The sequence below is a fragment of the Luteimonas saliphila genome, from assembly GCF_016774335.1.
Lineage (GTDB): Bacteria > Pseudomonadota > Gammaproteobacteria > Xanthomonadales > Xanthomonadaceae > Luteimonas > Luteimonas saliphila.
Window position 1 is genome coordinate 156,412 of sequence record NZ_JAETWA010000045.1, and the last position, 18,339, is coordinate 174,750.

18 protein-coding genes are annotated in these 18,339 nt (G+C 70.9%); 10 read left to right on the forward strand and 8 right to left on the reverse strand.

From position 1 onward, the window contains the following. Nucleotides 1–5: 5 nt before the first annotated feature. From JMO03_RS15790 to JMO03_RS15805, 4 genes are all read right to left on the reverse strand, one after another. Nucleotides 6–1,091, reverse strand: a complete 1,086-nt coding sequence (locus JMO03_RS15790) for a sensor histidine kinase (protein ID WP_202844703.1) — start codon at nucleotides 1,089–1,091, stop codon at nucleotides 6–8. Between the two features lie 148 nt (nucleotides 1,092–1,239). Next, the gene (locus JMO03_RS15795) at nucleotides 1,240–1,686 is read right to left on the reverse strand and encodes an NIPSNAP family protein (protein WP_202844704.1); all 447 of its coding nucleotides are present in this window, start codon (nucleotides 1,684–1,686) and stop codon (nucleotides 1,240–1,242) included. Nucleotides 1,687–1,833: 147 nt separating this feature from the next. Beyond that, complete coding sequence (locus JMO03_RS15800; RefSeq protein WP_202844705.1) at nucleotides 1,834–2,499, reverse strand: response regulator; 666 nt, start codon at nucleotides 2,497–2,499, stop codon at nucleotides 1,834–1,836. A 9-nt stretch (nucleotides 2,500–2,508) separates the two neighbouring features. Then, complete coding sequence (locus JMO03_RS15805; RefSeq protein ID WP_202844706.1) at nucleotides 2,509–2,964, reverse strand: GNAT family N-acetyltransferase; 456 nt, start codon at nucleotides 2,962–2,964, stop codon at nucleotides 2,509–2,511. A 365-nt stretch (nucleotides 2,965–3,329) separates the two neighbouring features. On the opposite strand from JMO03_RS15805, the gene JMO03_RS15810 reads away from it, so the two are divergent. The 8 genes from JMO03_RS15810 (at nucleotide 3,330) to JMO03_RS15845 (ending at nucleotide 10,589) form a co-directional block, all read left to right on the forward strand. After that, nucleotides 3,330–5,165, forward strand: a complete 1,836-nt coding sequence (locus JMO03_RS15810; RefSeq protein WP_202844707.1) for a 3-hydroxybutyrate oligomer hydrolase family protein — start codon at nucleotides 3,330–3,332, stop codon at nucleotides 5,163–5,165. 281 nt (nucleotides 5,166–5,446) lie between these two features. Then, the gene (locus tag JMO03_RS15815; protein WP_202844708.1) at nucleotides 5,447–6,067 is read left to right on the forward strand and encodes a CDP-alcohol phosphatidyltransferase family protein; all 621 of its coding nucleotides are present in this window, start codon (nucleotides 5,447–5,449) and stop codon (nucleotides 6,065–6,067) included. 97 nt (nucleotides 6,068–6,164) lie between these two features. Further along, nucleotides 6,165–7,385 carry a class III poly(R)-hydroxyalkanoic acid synthase subunit PhaE gene (gene phaE / locus JMO03_RS15820; protein WP_202844709.1) on the forward strand — a complete coding sequence of 407 codons (1,221 nt, stop codon included), beginning with the start codon at nucleotides 6,165–6,167 and terminating at the stop codon, nucleotides 7,383–7,385. 1 nt (nucleotide 7,386) lies between these two features. Next, nucleotides 7,387–8,457 carry a class III poly(R)-hydroxyalkanoic acid synthase subunit PhaC gene (locus JMO03_RS15825; protein WP_202844710.1) on the forward strand — a complete coding sequence of 357 codons (1,071 nt, stop codon included), beginning with the start codon at nucleotides 7,387–7,389 and terminating at the stop codon, nucleotides 8,455–8,457. A 23-nt stretch (nucleotides 8,458–8,480) separates the two neighbouring features. Beyond that, nucleotides 8,481–8,867 (forward strand): DUF5329 family protein, encoded by a 387-nt coding sequence (locus JMO03_RS15830; RefSeq protein ID WP_337926434.1) that lies wholly within the window; start codon nucleotides 8,481–8,483, stop codon nucleotides 8,865–8,867. Nucleotides 8,868–8,896: 29 nt separating this feature from the next. Further along, entirely contained in the window at nucleotides 8,897–9,109 is a 213-nt protein-coding gene (locus tag JMO03_RS15835; RefSeq protein ID WP_202844711.1) for a PspC domain-containing protein, read from the forward strand. 47 nt (nucleotides 9,110–9,156) lie between these two features. Then, complete coding sequence (locus JMO03_RS15840) at nucleotides 9,157–9,582, forward strand: hypothetical protein (protein WP_202844927.1); 426 nt, start codon at nucleotides 9,157–9,159, stop codon at nucleotides 9,580–9,582. Between the two features lie 566 nt (nucleotides 9,583–10,148). Then, entirely contained in the window at nucleotides 10,149–10,589 is a 441-nt protein-coding gene (locus JMO03_RS15845; protein WP_238346235.1) for a hypothetical protein, read from the forward strand. Between the two features lie 12 nt (nucleotides 10,590–10,601). On the opposite strand, the gene JMO03_RS15850 is transcribed toward JMO03_RS15845, so the two are convergent. The 4 genes from JMO03_RS15850 to xseA form a co-directional block, all read right to left on the reverse strand. Further along, on the reverse strand, nucleotides 10,602–11,405 hold the full coding sequence (locus JMO03_RS15850) for an NRDE family protein (protein WP_202844713.1): 804 nt from the start codon (nucleotides 11,403–11,405) through the stop codon (nucleotides 10,602–10,604). Nucleotides 11,406–11,409: 4 nt separating this feature from the next. After that, on the reverse strand, nucleotides 11,410–12,879 hold the full coding sequence (locus JMO03_RS15855; RefSeq protein ID WP_202844714.1) for an aldehyde dehydrogenase family protein: 1,470 nt from the start codon (nucleotides 12,877–12,879) through the stop codon (nucleotides 11,410–11,412). A 49-nt stretch (nucleotides 12,880–12,928) separates the two neighbouring features. Beyond that, the gene (locus JMO03_RS15860) at nucleotides 12,929–14,575 is read right to left on the reverse strand and encodes an acetolactate synthase large subunit (protein ID WP_202844715.1); all 1,647 of its coding nucleotides are present in this window, start codon (nucleotides 14,573–14,575) and stop codon (nucleotides 12,929–12,931) included. A gap of 154 nt (nucleotides 14,576–14,729) precedes the next feature. Then, entirely contained in the window at nucleotides 14,730–16,097 is a 1,368-nt protein-coding gene (gene xseA / locus JMO03_RS15865; RefSeq protein WP_202844716.1) for an exodeoxyribonuclease VII large subunit, read from the reverse strand. Between the two features lie 273 nt (nucleotides 16,098–16,370). Here xseA and ispG point away from each other — a divergent pair, with 273 nt between their 5' ends. Together ispG and JMO03_RS15875 are read left to right on the forward strand one after the other, a co-directional pair. After that, nucleotides 16,371–17,657: a flavodoxin-dependent (E)-4-hydroxy-3-methylbut-2-enyl-diphosphate synthase gene (gene ispG, locus JMO03_RS15870; protein ID WP_425491858.1), complete on the forward strand. Its 1,287-nt coding sequence runs from the start codon at nucleotides 16,371–16,373 to the stop codon at nucleotides 17,655–17,657. Next, complete coding sequence (locus tag JMO03_RS15875; RefSeq protein ID WP_202844717.1) at nucleotides 17,650–18,339, forward strand: phosphatase PAP2 family protein; 690 nt, start codon at nucleotides 17,650–17,652, stop codon at nucleotides 18,337–18,339. Before ispG ends, JMO03_RS15875 begins: the two co-directional genes overlap by 8 nt.

An 18,339-nucleotide genomic window follows, 5' to 3' on the forward strand; every position in this document is an offset into this window, starting at 1 on the left:
TGCCTTCAGTCCCTGATGGTCTGCGAGGTTTCGAACGGCAGGCGCAACGTGACCTCGATGCCGGGATCGAGGTTGCGGATCGAGAACGATCCGGCGTCGCCGTACAGCACCGAAAGCCGCTCGCGCGTGTTGCGCAGGCCGACGCCCTTGCCGGGCGGCACCTGGCCGCCCTCCAGGCTGGAGCAGCCGGGACCGTCGTCGGCCACCCTCAGCACCAGTTGCGCGCCTTCGCGGTGCGCGCCGATGCGCAGCACGCCGCCCGCGACCTGGCGGGCGACGGCGTACTTGATCGCGTTCTCCACCAGCGGCTGCAGCAGCAGGCTGGGCAGCAGTGCGCGCCAGCAGTCTTCGTCGATGTCGGTTTCCACCCGCAGGCGCTCGGCGAAGCGGATCTTCTCGATGTCGAGATAGAGCGTCAGCGCATCGAGTTCCTGGCGCAGGGTGACGCGCTGCATCGGGTCGTTGTCCAGCGAGTGCCGCAGGAACGCCGACAGGCCCTGGACCATGCGGTTGGCGGTGCCGTTGTCGCGGTCGAGGATCAGGGTGGAGATCGCGTTGAGGGTGTTGAACAGGAAGTGCGGGTTGAGCTGGTAGCGCAGCATCTTCAGCTGCGCCTGGTGGGCGATGCTGCGCGCGGCCAGCGTGCGCTCGGTCTCGTTCTGCAACTGGCGGTAATAGCGGATGCCCAGGTACAGGCCGACCCAGGCCAGCAGCACGTAGATGTACCCGAGCGAGTAGGCGACGAAGGCGATGCGGTTGGCCGGCTTGCAGGTCTCGCAGAACTCCACCAGCACCGCGCGCGTGGTGGTGTCCATCAGCGCCGAGGTGGCGAGCACCGGCAGCACCATCGCCAGCGCCAGTCGCCTGGGCGGCAGATGCCAGAACAGTCGCAGCAGGACCCGCAGGCCCAGGGTGGCGATCGCGCCGGTCGTGGCCGCCGTCAGCGGCACCACCCAGTAGCCCGGCGGCTTGTCGTGGGCGATGGCCGCGAGGTAGCCCAGGGCGAAGTACGCCGACCAGCCGCCGAGGTGCAGCAGCCAGAACAACTGCTGGCGCGGAAGCTCCAGCGGACGGGACAGGGCGATGGACATCGGCGGGCTTCCGGGCGCAACGTCGGCATCCTACCGCCGTCGCGGGCCGGCAGGGCTCGCCCCGGCGCGGATGGGACACGGTTCGTCGCGCGCCGCCGCTCGGGGCGCATGGAAACGGCCGCGGCGATCGTGCGACCGGCGTACCCGCTCACTCCCCGCTGAACGACGCCCGCGGCGAGTAGTCCGTCGGCCGCAGCACGTGTTCCTCGATGTCGCCGACGAAGCGGCCGTGCTCGCTGGCAGTCTCGCGCTTGATCCGCGCCCATTCCTCGTCGGCCATGAACGCGGCCCAGCGTTCGCGCATCGTCGTCTCGTCCGGCCACTGCAGCAGGTAGACGAAGCGCGGCGGCCTGCCGTCCTCGCCGCGGCTCTCCCACGTCGAGACGATGTGGAAGCCGTGGCGGGCCATGATCCGTGCGGCGTGGTCGCGGAAGCGGTCGTGGAAGGCCGCGCGGGTCTCGTCGAAGATCGCGTAGACCCGCAGCTGGTGGATCGGGCCAGCGGGTTCGCGGGCGGGCAGGGGGGCGGCATGCAGCAGGCCGAGCAGCAGGCTCGCGGCCAGCCAGAGCGGCAGTGGGGAACGTCGCGGCGTCATCGGCGGCTCCGGTGCGGGTCCACTGCCATGGGAGCGTGCGGCGTGCGACAAGTTCCCCGGTCGAACCGGCGTTTCCCCGCAAGGCGGGTGGCCATCATCGACGCGATGGAACACTCCGTCACCGGGACGGGCGCTGTCCGGCGGGAATCAGCCCGCGGCCTGCCGGCTCGGATCGCCGATTTCCAGTTCGCGCAGGATCACGCTGGCCTGGGTCCGGTTGCGCGCGCCGAGTTTCTCGAAGATCACCGACAGGTGCGCCTTGACGGTGCGCTCCTGGATGTCGAGTCGGTCGGCGATCTGCTTGTTGAGCAGGCCCTGCGCCACCAGGGTGAGCACGCGGAACTGCTGCGGCGTGAGGCTGGCCAGGCGTGCGGCGAGGTCGGCATCCGCCGGGGAGGAGCGGGTGCGGGTGACCGCGCCGCGCAGCGCCGGCGGCAGCCACTGTTCGCAGTCCAGTACGGTGCGGATGGCCTCGCGCAGTTCGTCGAGCCCGGCGCTCTTGGGGATGTAGCCGGCGGCGCCGTGGTCGAGCGCGCGGCGCACGGTCTGCGGATCCTCGTTGGCCGAAACCAGCACCACCGCGACCGCGGGGTACTGTGCGCGGATCGCGGCCAGCCCGGCCAGGCCGTGGTTGCCGGGCATGTGCAGGTCGAGCAGGACCAGGTCGATGTCGCCGCGCGACTCGAGCAGCCCCAGCACGCCATCGAGGGATTCGGCCTCGCAGGTCGTGACGTCGCTGGCGGCTTCAGCGGCAGCGCCGCGCAGCGCCGCGCGGAACAGCGGGTGGTCGTCGGCGATCAGCAGGGTGGGCATGCGCGAAGCCTACAGCGCGCGGGTCATGTAGGTGCTGTTGGGATCGTCGATGTAGTCGCCGAAGGGCCCGCACTCGACGAAACCGGCCGCCGCGTACATCCGCCGCGCCGGCGCGAAGTAGGCCATCGAGCCGGTTTCCAGGCTCACTCGCGCGTAGCCGGAGCGGCGCGCCTCGGCCAGCAGGTGGTCGAGCATCGTCCTGGCGACGCCGCGGCGAAGCCAGGCGCGCGCGGTACGCATCGCCTTGATCTCGGCGTGCCCGGGGGCGAGGTGTTGCAGCGCACCGCAGCCGATCAGGCTCCCGCCGTCGTGGACCGTCCAGACCCGCACCGTCGTCCGGCGCAGGCCGGATAGGTCGAGCGCGTGCTGGCTCTCCGGCGGCGCGGTGGCCTGCATGGCCGCGCGATGTTCCTCCATGAGTGCGGCGAAGGCGGGGTCGTCGAGGTCGGCGGGTCGGATCTGCATGCCTGGAACGTCCGTATGCGCTTCCCGCGCGAAAAGAAGACGAGTGGCGGATGGATGTGACGACGCGCGCGTGCCGCCATGCTCCGCTATGCCCCCGCACGCAGCCACGCATGAGGTCTTGGCGGGCATTGTGCCGTGCCTCCGTCGTCGATGCGCATCGCGCATCGATGGTGTCGCGCTTCGTGCCGGCAGGCGCCCAGGGCCGGTGAGCGATCGGCGACGTGCCCCCGCCCGGTGGTGCAGGGCGGGCCGGCCGTTCGTGCCCGGCGGGGAGGCATGCGGCGGCCACGCTATCAGGGGCATGCGCCTTTGGCGTGGTACCAAAGTACGATGGAGGCGCATCGCGCGGGTGCTACCGTGCCGGCATGACGACCACATCGATCATCGGGACGCTGTGCACGGCCGCGCTCGCGGTGGGGCTCGTGGCCTGCGCCGGCGCGCCGCGCAACGCATCACCGGAGGCAGCCGTGTTCACCGCGCAGCGCAGCAGCGAACATCGTGGCCAGGACGACCTGCTCACCGCCGGCCTAGGCCTCGACGGCCTGCGCGCGATGACGCCACCCGCGTTCGCCGATCCGGCGCAGCCGACCGCGGCCGAACTGCGGCGACGCGCGGTCTGGAGCAACTGGCGCGGCATCGCCGACCTCGCGCCGGGCGGTGGCTACGGCGAACTGTTCGGCAGCCTCGCGGCGGTACCCGGTCGGGAGTTCCACGGCTATGCCCGGCTGCCCGGCGCGTCGCAGCCGCACCGGGTGATGCTGCAGTTGCCCGACGCTTTCGATGCGGGCAGGCGCTGCGTGGTGGTGACCGCGTCTTCCGGTTCGCGCGGCATCTATGGCGCGATCGCGGTCGCCGGCGCCTGGGGGCTGCCGAAGGGCTGCGCGGTGGCGTATACCGACAAGGGCGCCGGCACCGACTACTTCGATCTCGACGACCACACGGGCGTCCACGCCGACGGAACCCGCGGCGCGCTCGCCGCCGGCGAGCTGGCCTTCATTCCGGATGCACCGGTCGGCGCGTCCGGTATCGCGGTCAAGCACGCGCACTCGAAGGACAACCCGGAAGCGGACTGGGGCCGGCACGTGCGGCAGGCGGCCGAGTTCGCGCTGCGGACCCTGGACCAGGCACTGCCGGCCGCCGCGCCCTTCACGTTCGACAACACGCGCGTCATCGCGGTCGGCCTGTCCAACGGCGGCGGCGCGGTGCTGCGCGCGGCGGAACTCGAGGGCGACTGGCTCGACGCGGTGGTCGCGGGCGAACCCAACGTGTTCGTCGAGGGCCATGGCGGGCGCTCGCTGTACGACTACACCACCGAGGCGGCGCTGCTGATGCCGTGCGCGCAACTGCATCTCGACGGTCTGCCGCAACCGCCGCTGCGTGCCCAGGCCGGCGCGTCGTGGCTGCTGCGCTGCGGATCGCTGCAGGCCGCCGGGCTGGTCGAAGGCGCCGATCCGGCCGCGCAGTCCAGGTCGGCGTACGAGCGCATGATCGCGGGCGGCTGGAGCGAAGGCGCGATCCGCGCCGGCGTGCTCTCCACCGGCTTCGACCTGTGGCGCGCGGTGGCGGCCACCTATGCCTCGGCCTACGGCCGCTACGGCGTCGGCGAACACCCCTGCGGCTTCGCGTTCTCCGCGCAGAACCCGGATGTCTCCGTGCGCGCGGCGACACCCGCCGAACAGGCCGCGTGGTGGAGCGATGCCAGCGGTATCCCGCCGGGCGCCGGCGTGGGCCTGACGGAGATGCCGGTCGCCTTGCCGGACGCCACGCTGCCGGGCCTGCGCTGCCTGCGTGCGCTGCACGACGGCGACGACGCGAACGCCGGACGCGTGCGAGCGGGCATCGGCGCCACCCGCGCCGCGCCGCCGCGCGTCGGCCTGCCGGTGGTGGTGGTGCACGGTAGCGACGACGGGCTGGTGCCGATGGCCTTCAGCAGTACGCCGTACGTCGCCGCGTCGCGCGCGGCCGGCCGCGACGTGCGCTACTGGCAGGTGCGCAACGCCCAGCATTTCGACGGCTTCCTCGGCCTGCCGGACTATGCCGCGCGTTACCTGCCGCTGCTGCCTTACGTGTACGCCGCACTGGACCGGGTTGAAGCGCACCTGGACGGCCACGGCCAGCTGCCGTCGGACGCCGTGATCCAGACCCGTCCTCGCGGCCCGGGTACGCCCCTGGCGGCCGACCACCTCGCGATGCCGGACTAGCGCCGCGCCCGTAGCCCGGATAAGCGCAGCGCATCCGGGGCTTCGCGCCCCCATCCGTTTCCCCGGCAGACGAAAATGGGACCGTCGATCGGAAACGCGACGCCGCATTGAGGGTCCACGGACTCGGATGCGCTGCGCTTATCCGGGCTACGTGACTGCCCGCCGGGGCAGCAGGCGCGCAGGCGCGGGATCCATGAGCCGGGCCGGTGCATCGCCGCCGCTTGCCCCATCCTCACGCCGGGTTTGGCACTCTGGAATGCCGCCGTTTCCGCAGGCCCGCCATGTCCAGACCCCGCCACTTCTCGATGCTGCGCGACTTCCAGCTGGCCGACTGGTTCACCCTGGCCAATGCCTTCTGCGGCACTGGTGCGGTGTTCGCGGCGATGCGGTTCCTGCAGGACGGCATCGTGCGCGACCTGATGGTCGGCATGGCCCTGATCCCGCTGGCGTTCGTATTCGACGCGCTCGATGGCCGCGTGGCGCGCTGGCGCAAGGTTGCCTCCACCCTGGGGCGCGAGCTGGACTCGCTGGCCGACGTGATCTCCTTCGGCCTGGCGCCGGCGGCGCTGGCCTACGCCTGCGGGATGCAGGGCGGCTGGGACTGGGTCGTGCTGAGCTATTTCGTCGCCTGCGGCGTCAGCCGCCTGGCGCGCTACAACGTCACCGCCGAGACACTCGCCGACGGCGGCGACAAGGTGAAGTATTTCGAGGGCACGCCGATCCCGAGCAGCGTGCTGATCGTGGCCCTGCTCGCGGTGGCGGCCTGGCAGGGCGCCATCGGCGATGCGATCTGGTTCGGCCAATGGCAGCTCGGCCCCTGGCAGCTGCACCCGCTGGTGCTGGTGTTCGCACTGTCGGGCTCGCTGATGATCAGCAAGACGATCCGCATCCCGAAGATGTGAACGGACGATACCGGCCGGCCTGCAGCGGTTCGAGGCGGAGGCCGCGCGCGGATTCGCGCCTGCCGTTGCTATGATCGGGGCGGCACAGGAGGACGGCATGGCGAACGGCGGTTTCGGCTTTGGCGCGGGTCCCGCTTCGACGGATGAGTTCGAGCGGCTCGCCCGCCAGTACTGGGGGGCGTGGGGCGATGCCCTGCGCAGCGCAGCGCCCGGCAGCGGCCAGTCGGGCGCGCATGCCTGGCAGGACGCGATCGACTGGTGGACGCGCTATGCGCACGGCGGCCGCAGCGGGATGAACGACGCGCTCGAGCGCTTCAACGTCCAGGCGCGCGACTGGTACGGACGGATGCAGCAGGTGGCGGCGCAGTTCGCGGGACGCGACTCGAGCGCGCGCGACGTCGCCGCGGCATGGAAACAGGCGCTCGGGGCGTCGGGGATGAACCCGTTTCCGGAAATGTTCCGCTCCATGCGCGGCCAGGGCATGCGCGGGCTGGACCAGTGGGTCGAGGACGCTTCGCCGTGGCTCGATGCGATGCGCGGCGAAGGCATGTTCTGGCTGCGGCTGCCGGCGTTCGGGGCCGGGCGCGAACAGCAGGAACGGTTGCAACAGCTGGCGCAGGCGCTGGCGGAGTACGACGAAAGCAACAGCGCCTACGGCGCGCTGATGCTCAAGGCCTCGCAACTGGCGTTCGAGCGATTCGAGGACAGGCTGGTGGAGCACGAGGAACCGGGCCGCCAGATCGAGTCGCCGCGCGCCCTGTTCGACCTGTGGATCGACTCTGCCGAGGAGGCCTACGCGGAGATCGCGCTGTCCCCGGAATTCCGCGAGGTGTACGCCAGGCTGGTCGATGCGCAGATGCGCGTGCGCGGCGGCGTGCAGCGGCAGGTGGAGCAGGCCAGCGCGATGCTCGGGATGCCCACGCGCACCGAGATCGATGCCGCGCATCGCAAGATCGTGGACCTGGAACGCACGCTGCGGCGCTTGCGCGACGCGATCGAGGGATCCTCGGCGACGAGGCCCGGTGACGACGGCCGGCCCGCCGCCGCGGCACAGACCGCCAGGCCGGCGAAGACCGCCACCAAGGGACGGAAGGCGGGGGCCGGTGCAAGGCCTGCAGCGCAGTCCGCTGCCCCCCAGGGCGCGAGCCGGGCGTCCGCCACCAAGGCCGGTCGCAAGCGGGTCGCGCGCAAGCTCGCGCCGCGCCCGACGGTGACGGCCCGCCGGGCACCGACCAACGGTTTCTCCAGCGCTATCCCGATGCCGGTCGCGCCCGAGCCGCTGGATCGCGGGCCGGCGTCGAAGCGGGGAGGGCGCTGACATGCACGGACCCCTGAACTTCAGCCCGGACCGGCTGGCCGAAGAGGCGCTGCGCTTCCAGCAAAAGCTCGGTGCCGGCCTGCAGACGCTGCGCGAGGTCGGCGACTACGACTATGGTGCGAGCGCGAAGGAGGAGGTCTGGCGCGACGGCAAGGTGGTGCTGTACCGCTTCCTCGGTCCGAAGGCGCCGACCGCGAAGGTGCCGATCGTCATCTGCTACGCGCTGGTCAACCGGCCCTACATGGTCGACCTGCAGTCGGACCGCTCGCTGGTCAAGGGGCTGCTCGAGCGCGGCGAGGACGTCTACATCATCGACTGGGGCTATCCCGACCGTTCCGATCGTTACCTGACCCTCGAGGACTACATCGAGCGATTCCTCGGCGGCGCGGTCGATCACCTGCGTGCCGCGCAGGGCCTGGATTCGATCAACCTGCTGGGCATCTGCCAGGGCGGCGCGTTCTCCCTGTGCTACGCGGCACTGCACCCGGACAAGGTGAAGAACCTGGTCACCATGGTCACGCCGGTGGATTTCCACACCGACGACAACATGCTCTCGAACTGGACCCGCGACATGGACGTGGACCTGTTCGTGGACACGCTGGGCAACGTGCCTGCGGACATGATGAATTTCTGCTACCTCACCCTCAAGCCCTGGCGGCTGTTCGTGCAGAAGTACGTCGGCCTGGTCGACATCCTCGACGACCGCAAGGCGCTCGAGGACTTCCTGCGCATGGAGAAGTGGATCTTCGATTCGCCTGACCAGGCAGGCGAGGCGTTCCGCCAGTTCATCAAGCAGTTCTACCAGGGCAACGGGTTCGTCAACGGCGGGATCAGCATCGGCGGGCGCGATGTCGAACTCGGCTTCGTCGACATGCCGGTGCTGAACATCTACGCCGAGCAGGACCACCTGGTGCCGCCCGACGCGTCGCGGGCGCTGAAGGGCCTGGTCGGCACGACCGATTATTCCGAGCTGTCCTTCCGGGGTGGCCATATCGGCATCTACGTGTCCGGCCGCGCGCAGAAGGAAGTGCCGACCGCGATCCACGACTGGCTGGCGAAGCGGGCGCGCTGAGGTCACGTGTGGCCGGCGTGGGCGTGGCAGCCCGGGTACTGGCATTCGTGCTGTCGCTGGCGGCCGTCCCGGGGCCGGCGGCCGAAGCCGGCGACGAGGCGGTTGCGCTGCGCGAGATCGCGGACCTAGTGGCGGCGATCGGCACCTCGGGTTGCGAATTCCAGCGCAATGGCCGCTGGCATGGCGCGGACGCGGCCCAGGCGCACCTGCAGCGCAAGTTGGAATGGGCCCGCGATCGCGGCTTCGCCGGCACGGCCGAGGACTTCATCGGGCGCATGGCCAGCCGCAGCAGCGTGGGCGGGCGGCCGTACCGGGTGCGCTGCGATGGCGTCGAGCTGCTCGCCGCGGACTGGTTCGCGGCCGAACTCGAGCGCCTGCGCGCAGCGAATTCTTCACGAACCGGGCGCTAGACTTCGTCGGCACCTTGGGGAGCGCCGCCATGAACCAGACCACCACCAAGTCCGCCGGGTTGACGCGCTCGATCCACGACCGCGTGCTGGCAGGCGTCGTCGGCGGCATCGCGCACCGCTATGGCTGGAGCCCGACGCTGCTGCGGATCCTGTACGTCGTCGGATCGGTATTGTCGGCGGCGTTTCCCGGCATCCTCGTCTACCTGGTGCTGTGGCTGCTGATCCCGGAAGGCAACGATTGATCGACCCGTCGGCGGCGCGCGGGAAACGCCGGCGACGCGTGCCGGCGATGGCGCTGATGACCATCGGGATCGCCTGGACCCTGCCCAATACGGTGCTCGGGCTGCTCGCCGGCGCGGCGGGCCTGGCGTTCGGGGCGCACGCGCGGTTCGAGCGTCGTGACCGTGCGCTCGTGTTCCATCGCTGGCCCTGGGGGCCGGGCGGCGCGATGACCCTGGGCAACGTGATCCTGCACACCGGCGACTCGCTCGATTCGCCCTGCATGACCTACGCGCATCGCGCCGGACTGGTCGAAGAGCCGAGTGTCGCGCTCGGCGACCACGAGCGCGCGCACGTCTACCAGTACATGGTGCTGGGCCCGCTGTTCCTGCCGTTGTACCTGCTGTGCGGCGGCATCAGCGTGCGCAACCGGTTCGAACGAGCGGCGGACCGGTATGCGCACACCGGTCGTGGATGGTGGCCTTGGCCGGCGTGATCGCGATTCGATGGACATCGCTGAGGTTGCGCATCGGCTCTCGTCGTTCCCATCGCGCCGACGAACGGTCGAGGTTTTTTACGTCGCCATAACGGGGGTTGCGATAGCCTGCGAACGTCGAAGAAAAAGCGGAAGGCGAAAGCCGGAAGCAATCGCTTCGACAAGGAAGGCTCAGCCGACCGGGTCAAACCGGAAGACTGGGCCTTCTGCTTTTCGTGCACCGCAATCTGCGGTGTGCCGTATGGCGCAGCAATCGGATATCGTCCGCACTGCATGTGGTTCGCGCAGGCCGGTCCGTAACCCATTGAGATGGAGCCTGCTCGTGGCGGCGCAGCTTCGTTGGGTATCCACCAGCGTCCGTGGCGTGCACCAGGCAGCAGACCGTTGCGCCAGGCAGCCGTTGCCTTGCCGGCGATCTGCGGCGCCGTCATGGCGTACTCTCTGCCGGTCGGGGCGGCGCGTCGGCGACCCTCGGCGCAAGGCAATTCGCGATCCGGACCCAGGGAGGAACCATGCGCGAGAGCGGAATCCGTGACGACGCGGCCCCCTGGTCGTTCTTCCTCCCGGTGACGCTGGCGGTGATCGTCGGGGTGGTGGCGGCCGGGCTGATCCAGCGCGGCATCGACGTCGTGTTCGACAATGACGAAGCCGCCGTGGCGTCGCCGTCGGCCGTTCCGGCCCAGGCCACCGGCCCGGCATCGCCGGTGCCTTCGTCCGGCACGACGGACGAAGGACAAGCCCCCCGATCCGGCGCAGCGCCCGCAGTTCCGCGCGCGGCCGAAGCCCCGGCCGCCGTGCCGCCCGAGGTGCCTGCCCCGATGCAGGCGCGCGAGCCAGACGCGGACACCGCTGTCCCGGAACTCCCCGGCGCGATCGTCGCCCGTCGCGATGGCGCACCGGAAGCCTGCATCAACGGCACCATCGCGCTGCGCGACGAGAACGGCTGGCAGCAGCGGATCGAGAACGATGCGCCGGTGCCGTGCACCGAGCAGTCGACCGTCCCCTAGCGCCGGCACGATTCAGGCCGCGGCGCCCGGCTGCGGCAGGTGCGTGCAGGACGTGCCCTGTGCGTTGCCCGCGGCATCGAACCGGCGCTCGGCGAACCAGAGGTTGCCGGCACCGGCGAGCACCACGCTGCTGCAGCGGGTGCCGTAGCGTGCGTCGAGCACGAACGGTGGCGACAGTGCCCGTTCCAGGGTCACCCCGACGCCGGTGTCGGGCAGGTCGGCGTCGACCGCGCGCGTGGTGTCGCGCAGGGCGGCGAACAGCGGTTCGACCGCGGCCGGCAGGGCCTCGTCCGCGGCCCCGGCCAGCGGCGATTGCAGCCAGGCGGCAAGCGCCCGCGTCGCGAACGTGCTTTTCGGCCAGGCGGCATCGAAGGCACCGTTCGACATCGCGTGCAGTCCGGGCGCGACCGCGTACGCCGCGTGCGCCGGGTGGTTGCTCGCGAACGCGAGCGCATCGCCATCCCACGCCAGCAGGTTGAAGCGTCCGTAGTCGCCTGCAGTCCGCGACAGGGCGTCGGTGAAGCCGGTCGCAGCGGCATCGCCGCGCACGAAATCCCGCACCAGCCAGCCGCGCGAGCGCGGCGCGGCGTCCGCCGCCAATCCCGTGCGGACGTTCGTCACCGCAGCGATCCTGCCGCGGGTCGAGGCCTGCAACCAGCCGCCACCCTGGACCAGGTCGCGTCCGCCGTACACATGCGGGGCGTCCGGATCGAGCGCCGCGGCGGCGCTGGGCCGGTCATGCAGCTCGTCGCGATTGGCGATCAACGCCAGCGGCCAGCGTGGATGCGTGCGCCACGCCACGGCGACCAGGCACATGCGCTCAGGCCGGCCGGTCGCGGATCACGAGCAGGCGCGGCTCGGTCATGTCCTCGATCGCGTACTTCACGCCCTCGCGGCCCAGGCCCGACTGCTTGACCCCGCCGTAGGGCATGTTGTCGACCCGGAAGCTGGGCACGTCGCCGACGATCACGCCGCCGACCTCGAGCCGGTCCCAGGCGCGCATCGCATGCGCCAGGTTGCCGGTGAACACGCCTGCCTGCAGGCCGAACTCGCTGGCGTTGACCGTGTCCAGTGCCGATTCGAAATCGTCGAACGGCTGCAGGCAGGCGACCGGCCCGAAGACTTCCTGACGGTAGAGGTCGCTCTCGCGCGGCACCTTCTCCATCAGCGTCGCGGGCAGCATGTTGCCCTTGCGTTCGCCGCCGGCCAGGCGCCTGGCGCCCGCCTTGCGTGCGGACTCGACCCAGGATTCGATCCGCTTCGCCGCGGCCTCGTCGATCACCGGACCGATGAAGGTCTTCTCGTCGCGCGGATCGCCCATCGCCAGCGCGCCCACGCGTGCGCGCAGTTTCTTGCGCAGTCTTTCGTACAGGTCGCGGTGGACGAGGATGTGCTGGACGCTGATGCAGCTCTGGCCCGACTGGTAATAGGCGCCGAACACCAGCCGGTCGACGACGTGGTCGAGCGGGGCGCCTGGATCGGCGTCGACGATGCAGGCGGCGTTGCCACCGAGTTCGAGGGTGACCTTCTTGCGACCGGCGCGGGCCTTGAGCTCCCAGCCGACCAGGCCACCGGTGAAGCTGAGCAGGGCGATGCGCTCGTCCTCGGTCAGAGCGGCGGCGTCCTCGTTGCTGCAGGCCAGGATCGAGAACGCGCCTTTGGGCAGGTCGGTCTCGGCGAGGATCTCGCCGATGATCAGCGCGCCGACCGGGGTCTTCGCCGCCGGCTTGAGCACGAACGGGCAGCCGGCCGCGATTGCGGGCGCGACCTTGTGCGCCACCAGGTTGAGCGGGAAGTTGAACGGGGTGATGAAGCTGCACACGCCGATCGGCACGCGCTTGACGAGGCCGCGGTAGCCGCGCGTGCGTTCGGAGAGCTGCAGTTCGATCGTTTCGCCCTCGATGCGCGTGGCTTCCGCGGCGGCGATGCGGAAGGTGTCGATCAGCCGCTCGACCTCGCCGCGCGCGTCCCGGATCGGCTTGCCGGCTTCGATGCACAGCGCCAGCGCCAGTTCCTCGGATCGCTCGCCGAAACGGCGCACGCAGTGTTCCAGCACGTCGCGACGCCGGTCGGGCGTGAACTCCGCCATCGGCCCACGCGCCTTGTGCGCGGCGACGATCGCCTTGCGCACCATGCCCGGCCCGACGAACGCGGTACGGGTGGCGACCTTGCCGGTGTACTTGTCGAGCACCTCGAGGTCGGCGTTCGGCTGCACCGCGACGTTGGCGAGGTAGCAGGGATAGCGCCTGGCAAGACCCGCCTTGTTGCGGGATTTGCTGCTGCGTGCCATGTGGACTCCTGTCGAAACGAAGGAAGGACCGGGATCCGGATCGCGGGCCTCAGCGCACGGCGGCCGCGTGTTCCGGGATCCTGCGATTGAGCAGGTCGTCGTCGCGGCCGTAGTCGACCGGGACCTCGATCAGGTCCACGCCCGGCGCGGCGAGCGCCTCGCGCAGCAGCGCGGAAAATTCGGCGATCGACCCTGCGCGGTGGCCGCGTGCGCCGTAGCTCTGCGCATAGCGCACGAAGTCGGGATTGCCGTAGTCCATGCCGAACGACGCGTAGCCGTCGTGCGCCTGCTTCCACTTGATCATGCCGTAGGCATCGTCGCGCAGCACCAGGACCACGAGGTCGAGCCGCAGGCGGATCGCGGTCTCGAGTTCCTGGGAATTCATCATGAAGCCGCCGTCGCCGCAAACCGCGACCACCTTGCGGTCGGGATGCACCATCGCCGCGGCCATCGCCGACGGCAGGCCGGCGCCCATCGTCGCCAGCGCGTTGTCCAGCAGCAGGGTATTGGGCAGGCGGCAGCGGGCATGGCGGGCGAACCACAATTTGAACAGGCCGTTGTCGAGGCAGGTGATGCCGTCCGGATTCAACAACAGGCCGAGTTCCGAAACCAGCCGCGGCGCCGACATCGGGAAGCGCCCGTCGGTGGCGAGTTCGGCGATGTCGGCGCACAGCGCGTCGCGCACGCGGTCGAAGAACGCGAAATCCCAGTGCGGCTGCGGCGCCAGGCGCTCGGCCAGCTGCCAGACCGAGTTGGCGATGTCGCCGACCACCTCGACCTGGGGGAAATACACTTCGTCGGCCACCGCGGGCGAGTAGTTGACGTGGATCACCGTGCGCCGGCCGCGCTTCATCCAGAACGGCGGCTTCTCGATCACGTCGTGGCCGACGTTGACTATGCAGTCGGCGAGGTCGATCGCGCGGTGCACGAAATCGCCCTCCGACAGCGCCGCGGTGCCGAGCCACAAGGGCCCGGTCTCGTCGAGCACGCCCTTGCCCATCTGGGTGCTGAAGAATGGGATGCCGAGTTTCTCGACGAAGGCGCGCAGCATCTTCGCCGTGGTCTTGCGGTTGGCGCCGGCGCCGATCATCAGCAGCGGATGGCGTGCGTTGCGGATCGCGTCGGCGGCGACGTCCAGCGCCTTGTCCTCGGCGATCGGGCGGCGGCTGTGGACCGGCGGCAGGACGATGGCGTCGGTGTCCTCGCTGGCGACGTCCTGGGGCAGTTCGAGATGGGTCGCGCCGGGGCGCTCCTCCTGCGAGCGGCGCACGGCCTCGCGCACCTGCGCGGGAATGCCGCCGGCCGAGACCAGCTGTCGCGTGTACTTGGTCAGCGGCCGCATCATGTCGACCACGTCGACGATCTGGAAGTGGCCCTGCTTGCCGCTGCGGATCGGCTTCTGGCCGGTGATCATCAGCATCGGCATCGCCCCGAGCTGGGCGTACGCCGCGGCGGTGACGAGATTGGTCGCGCCGGGCCCGAGGGTGGCCAGGCACACGCCGGTGCTGCCGGTGAGCCGGCCCCAGGTCGCGGCCATGAAGCCGGCGGCCTGCTCGTGCCGGGTCAGCACCAGACGGATGCCCGAGGTGCGCAGGGATTCGAGCAGGGCCAGGGTTTCCTCGCCGGGGATGCCGAACACGTGGTCGACACCTTCGGCTTCGAGCGCCTGGACGAAAAGATCGGAAGCCTTGGTCATCGCGTCGCAGTCTCGCACGGCGCGCGTGACAGGCATGTACATCGCGCGGAACGCTGCATTCCCCGTCGCGCCACGCGCAGGGTCGCGAGCGACCGGGCGGGATTGCTTCGAGCGCAGGGAAGGCGCGAACCCGGGGCGACGATCGCCACCGGATTCACTCGTCCGTCTTCGGCCCCGTCGCAGGCGCGACCGCTTCGACGCGCAACCGCAACCGTCCGTCGACGAGGCGCGCGGAGAGCGGGTCGCCGGTGGCCACGTCGCGCGTGACGCGCACGACGCGGCCGTCGTCCTGCTGCAGGATGCTGTAGCCGCGGGCGATGGTCGCCAGCGGGCTCACCACCTCCAGCGAACGCGCGAGCCCGCGCAGGTGCAGGGCATCGCGCTGCAGCCGTCGCGCGATCGCCGCCTGCGGGCGCGCGCTCAGGCCGGCGAGGCGATCGTGCAACGCCTGCAGGCGTCGCTGCGGGCGCGTGGCCTGCAGCACCGCGCGCGCGTGGCGCAGGGTGGAGGCGTGCCGTTGCAGGCGCTGCAGCCACGCCGCCCGCAGGCGGCGCAGCGCCTCGTCGCGGCGCTGCATGCCGGCCTGCAGGCGCGCCTGCGGACGCAGCGCATTGAGGCGCAGCGCGGCGCGGTCGCTGCGCTGGGCGAGCTGGCGCAGGTGGTTGCCCTGCAGGGCCGCGATGCGCCGCCGCAGGCCATCCAGGCGCAGGCCGAGGCCGGCTCGGTCGGGCACCAGCAGTTCGGCCGCGGCCGAGGGCGTGGGCGCGCGCAGGTCGGCGGCGAAGTCGGAGAGGCTGAAGTCGGTCTCGTGGCCGATGGCCGAGACCACCGGCACCGGCGATGCGGCGATCGCGCGCGCCAGCGCTTCGTCGTTGAACGCCCACAGGTCCTCCAGCGAGCCGCCGCCGCGCGCCAGCAGGACCACGTCGTGGCGGCCGGCGGCAGCTGCGCGTCGCAGCACCGTCGCGATCTGCGCGGCCGCGCCTTCGCCCTGCACGGGCACCGGCAGGATCTCCACCTCGATCAGCGGGAAGCGCCGTGCCAGCACGCTGAGCACGTCGCGAACCGCCGCGCCCGACGGCGACGTGATCACCGCGAGGCGGCGCACGTAAGTCGGCAGCGGGCGCTTGCGCGCGGCATCGAACAGGCCTTCGGCCTGCAGCTTCGCCTTCAGTTGCTCGAAGGCGCGGCGCAACGCGCCTTCGCCGGCTTCCTCCAGCGAGTCCAGGATCAGCTGGTAGTCGCCGCGCGCCTCGTACAGCGTCAGCCGGCCGCGGGCGAGCACCTTCATGCCCTCGCGCGGCTGGAAGCCCAGCCACTGGCTCTTGGGCTTGAACAGGGCGCAGCGCACCTGCGCGCGCGCATCCTTGAGGGTGAAGTACAGGTGTCCGGAGGCAGGCCGCGACACATTGCCGAGCTCGCCCTCGACGAACACCAGCGGGAACGCGTCTTCCAGCAGACTGCGCGCCAGCGTGTTGAGCTGGCTGGGACTGAGGATTTCACCGGTGACCGCGTCGTTCATGCGGGCAGGATAGCCGCGCGGGCCGCGCAGGCCCATCCCGCGGTGTGACCCAGGGTGGCTGGTGGCGACGGCTGCCGTCCTCATGCGCAACGCGGCCGCCGGTTCCCTGTGCACGTGGCGAGCGGCCCTGGGCGGGTAGGCGCGTGCCCGGGACCGGCGTTGGCCCGCCGGGCCTTACGCGGGCGACCGGCATCGGTCGGCGGTCGGGCCGTCCCAGCCAGCGGATGCAGGACATGCAGGCGGGCGTCATGCCTTCGCGGCTAAAATGGCCGCATGTCCGCGCTGCCGCAACCGTTGCCGCCCTGCCACGTCGATCCGGCGGCTCCCGCGTTCGGCCCGATGCCGCGCCGGGCCGCGCGCCAGGTGGTGGTCGGCGGCGTGGCCGTCGGTGGCGACGCGCCGGTGGTGGTGCAGTCGATGACCAATACCGACACCGCCGACGTGGCGTCGACCGCGAAGCAGGTGGCCGAACTCTGGCGCGCCGGTTCGGAGCTGGTGCGGATCACGGTCAACAATCCGGAATCCGCGGCCGCGGTGCCGCGCATCGTCGAGCGGCTGGCGATGCAGGGGATCGAGGTGCCGGTCATCGGCGACTTCCACTACAACGGCCACCAGCTGCTCCAGCGCGAGCCGGCCTGCGCGCAGGCCCTGGCCAAGTACCGGATCAATCCGGGCAACGTCGGCTTCGGCAGGAAGAAGGACCTGCAGTTCGCGCAACTGATCGAGTTCGCGATCCGTTACGACAAGCCGGTGCGCATCGGCGTCAACTGGGGATCGCTCGACCAGGCGCTGGCCGCCGCGCTGATGGACGAGAACGCGCAGCGCGCCGAGCCCTGGGATGCCGGGCGCGTGCTGCGCGAGGCCCTGATCCGCTCGGCGATCGATTCGGCCGAGCGCGCGGTGGAACTCGGCCTGGGCCGCGACCGGATCGTGCTCAGCGCCAAGGTCAGCGGGGTGCAGGAGCTGGTGGCGGTGTATCGCGACCTGGCCCGCCGCTGCGACTTCGCCCTGCACCTGGGGCTGACCGAGGCCGGCATCGGCAGCAAGGGCATCGTCGCCTCAAGCGCGGCGCTGGCGGTGCTGCTGCAGGAAGGCATCGGCGACACCATCCGCATCTCGCTCACGCCCGAGCCCGGCGCCTCGCGCACGCAGGAAGTGGTGGTGGCGCAGGAACTGCTACAGACCATGGGCCTGCGTGCATTCACGCCGATGGTCACCGCCTGCCCGGGTTGCGGCCGCACCACCTCCGAGTTCTTCCAGGAGCTGGCGCAGGTGGTGCAGGAGCACGTGCGCGCGAAGATGCCCGAGTGGAAGATCAGCCATCCTGGCGCGGAGAACATGACCCTGGCGGTGATGGGATGCGTGGTCAACGGGCCGGGCGAGTCGCGCCACGCCAATATCGGCATCTCGCTGCCCGGGACCGGCGAGGCGCCCTCCGCGCCGGTGTTCATCGACGGCGAGAAGGCGGTGACCCTGCGTGGCGACAACATCGCCCGCGAGTTCGTGGGTCTGGTCGACGACTACGTGCACCGCACCTACGGCCGCGTCGTGGATGCCTGAGCCGAGCTGGCGGCGCGAAGCCGCCGATGTCGTCGCCGCGCTCGCGCGCCGCTACGGCTGGAAGCTGGTGCTGCTGTTCGTCGGCGTGCTGCTGCCGATGTGGGCGTTCATGGAACTGGCCGACGAGGTCCACGAGGCCGAGGCGATCCCGTTCGACGAACCGGTGCTGCTGTTCGCGCGCGAGATGGCCAGCGACGGCTTCGATGGCGTGTTCCTGTTCTTTTCCCGCATCGGCTACGGCAGCGGGGTGGTGCCGGTCGACATCGGCCTGGTGCTGGTGCTGCTCGCGCTGCGGCGCTGGCGGCACGCGGTGTTCGCGGCGGTGGCGACCGGCGGCTCGGCGCTGCTCAACATCGCCACCAAGCAGTTGTTCGCACGCGACCGGCCGAGCCTGTGGGAATCGATCGCGCCGGAGACGAGCTACAGCTTCCCCAGCGGCCATGCGATGGGCTCGATGACGCTGGCGCTGGTGCTGGTGCTGCTGGCCTGGCATACGCGGGCACGCTGGTGGGCGGTGGCGGCGATGGCCGTGTTCGTGCCGATGGTGGGCCTGTCGCGCGTGTACCTGGGGGTGCATTACCCCTCCGACATCCTCGCCGGGTGGTCTGCCGCCGCACTCTGGACGGTCGGCACCTATCTGCTGGTCGATCGACGCCCGCGCGCCACCCGCGCGAGCGACTGA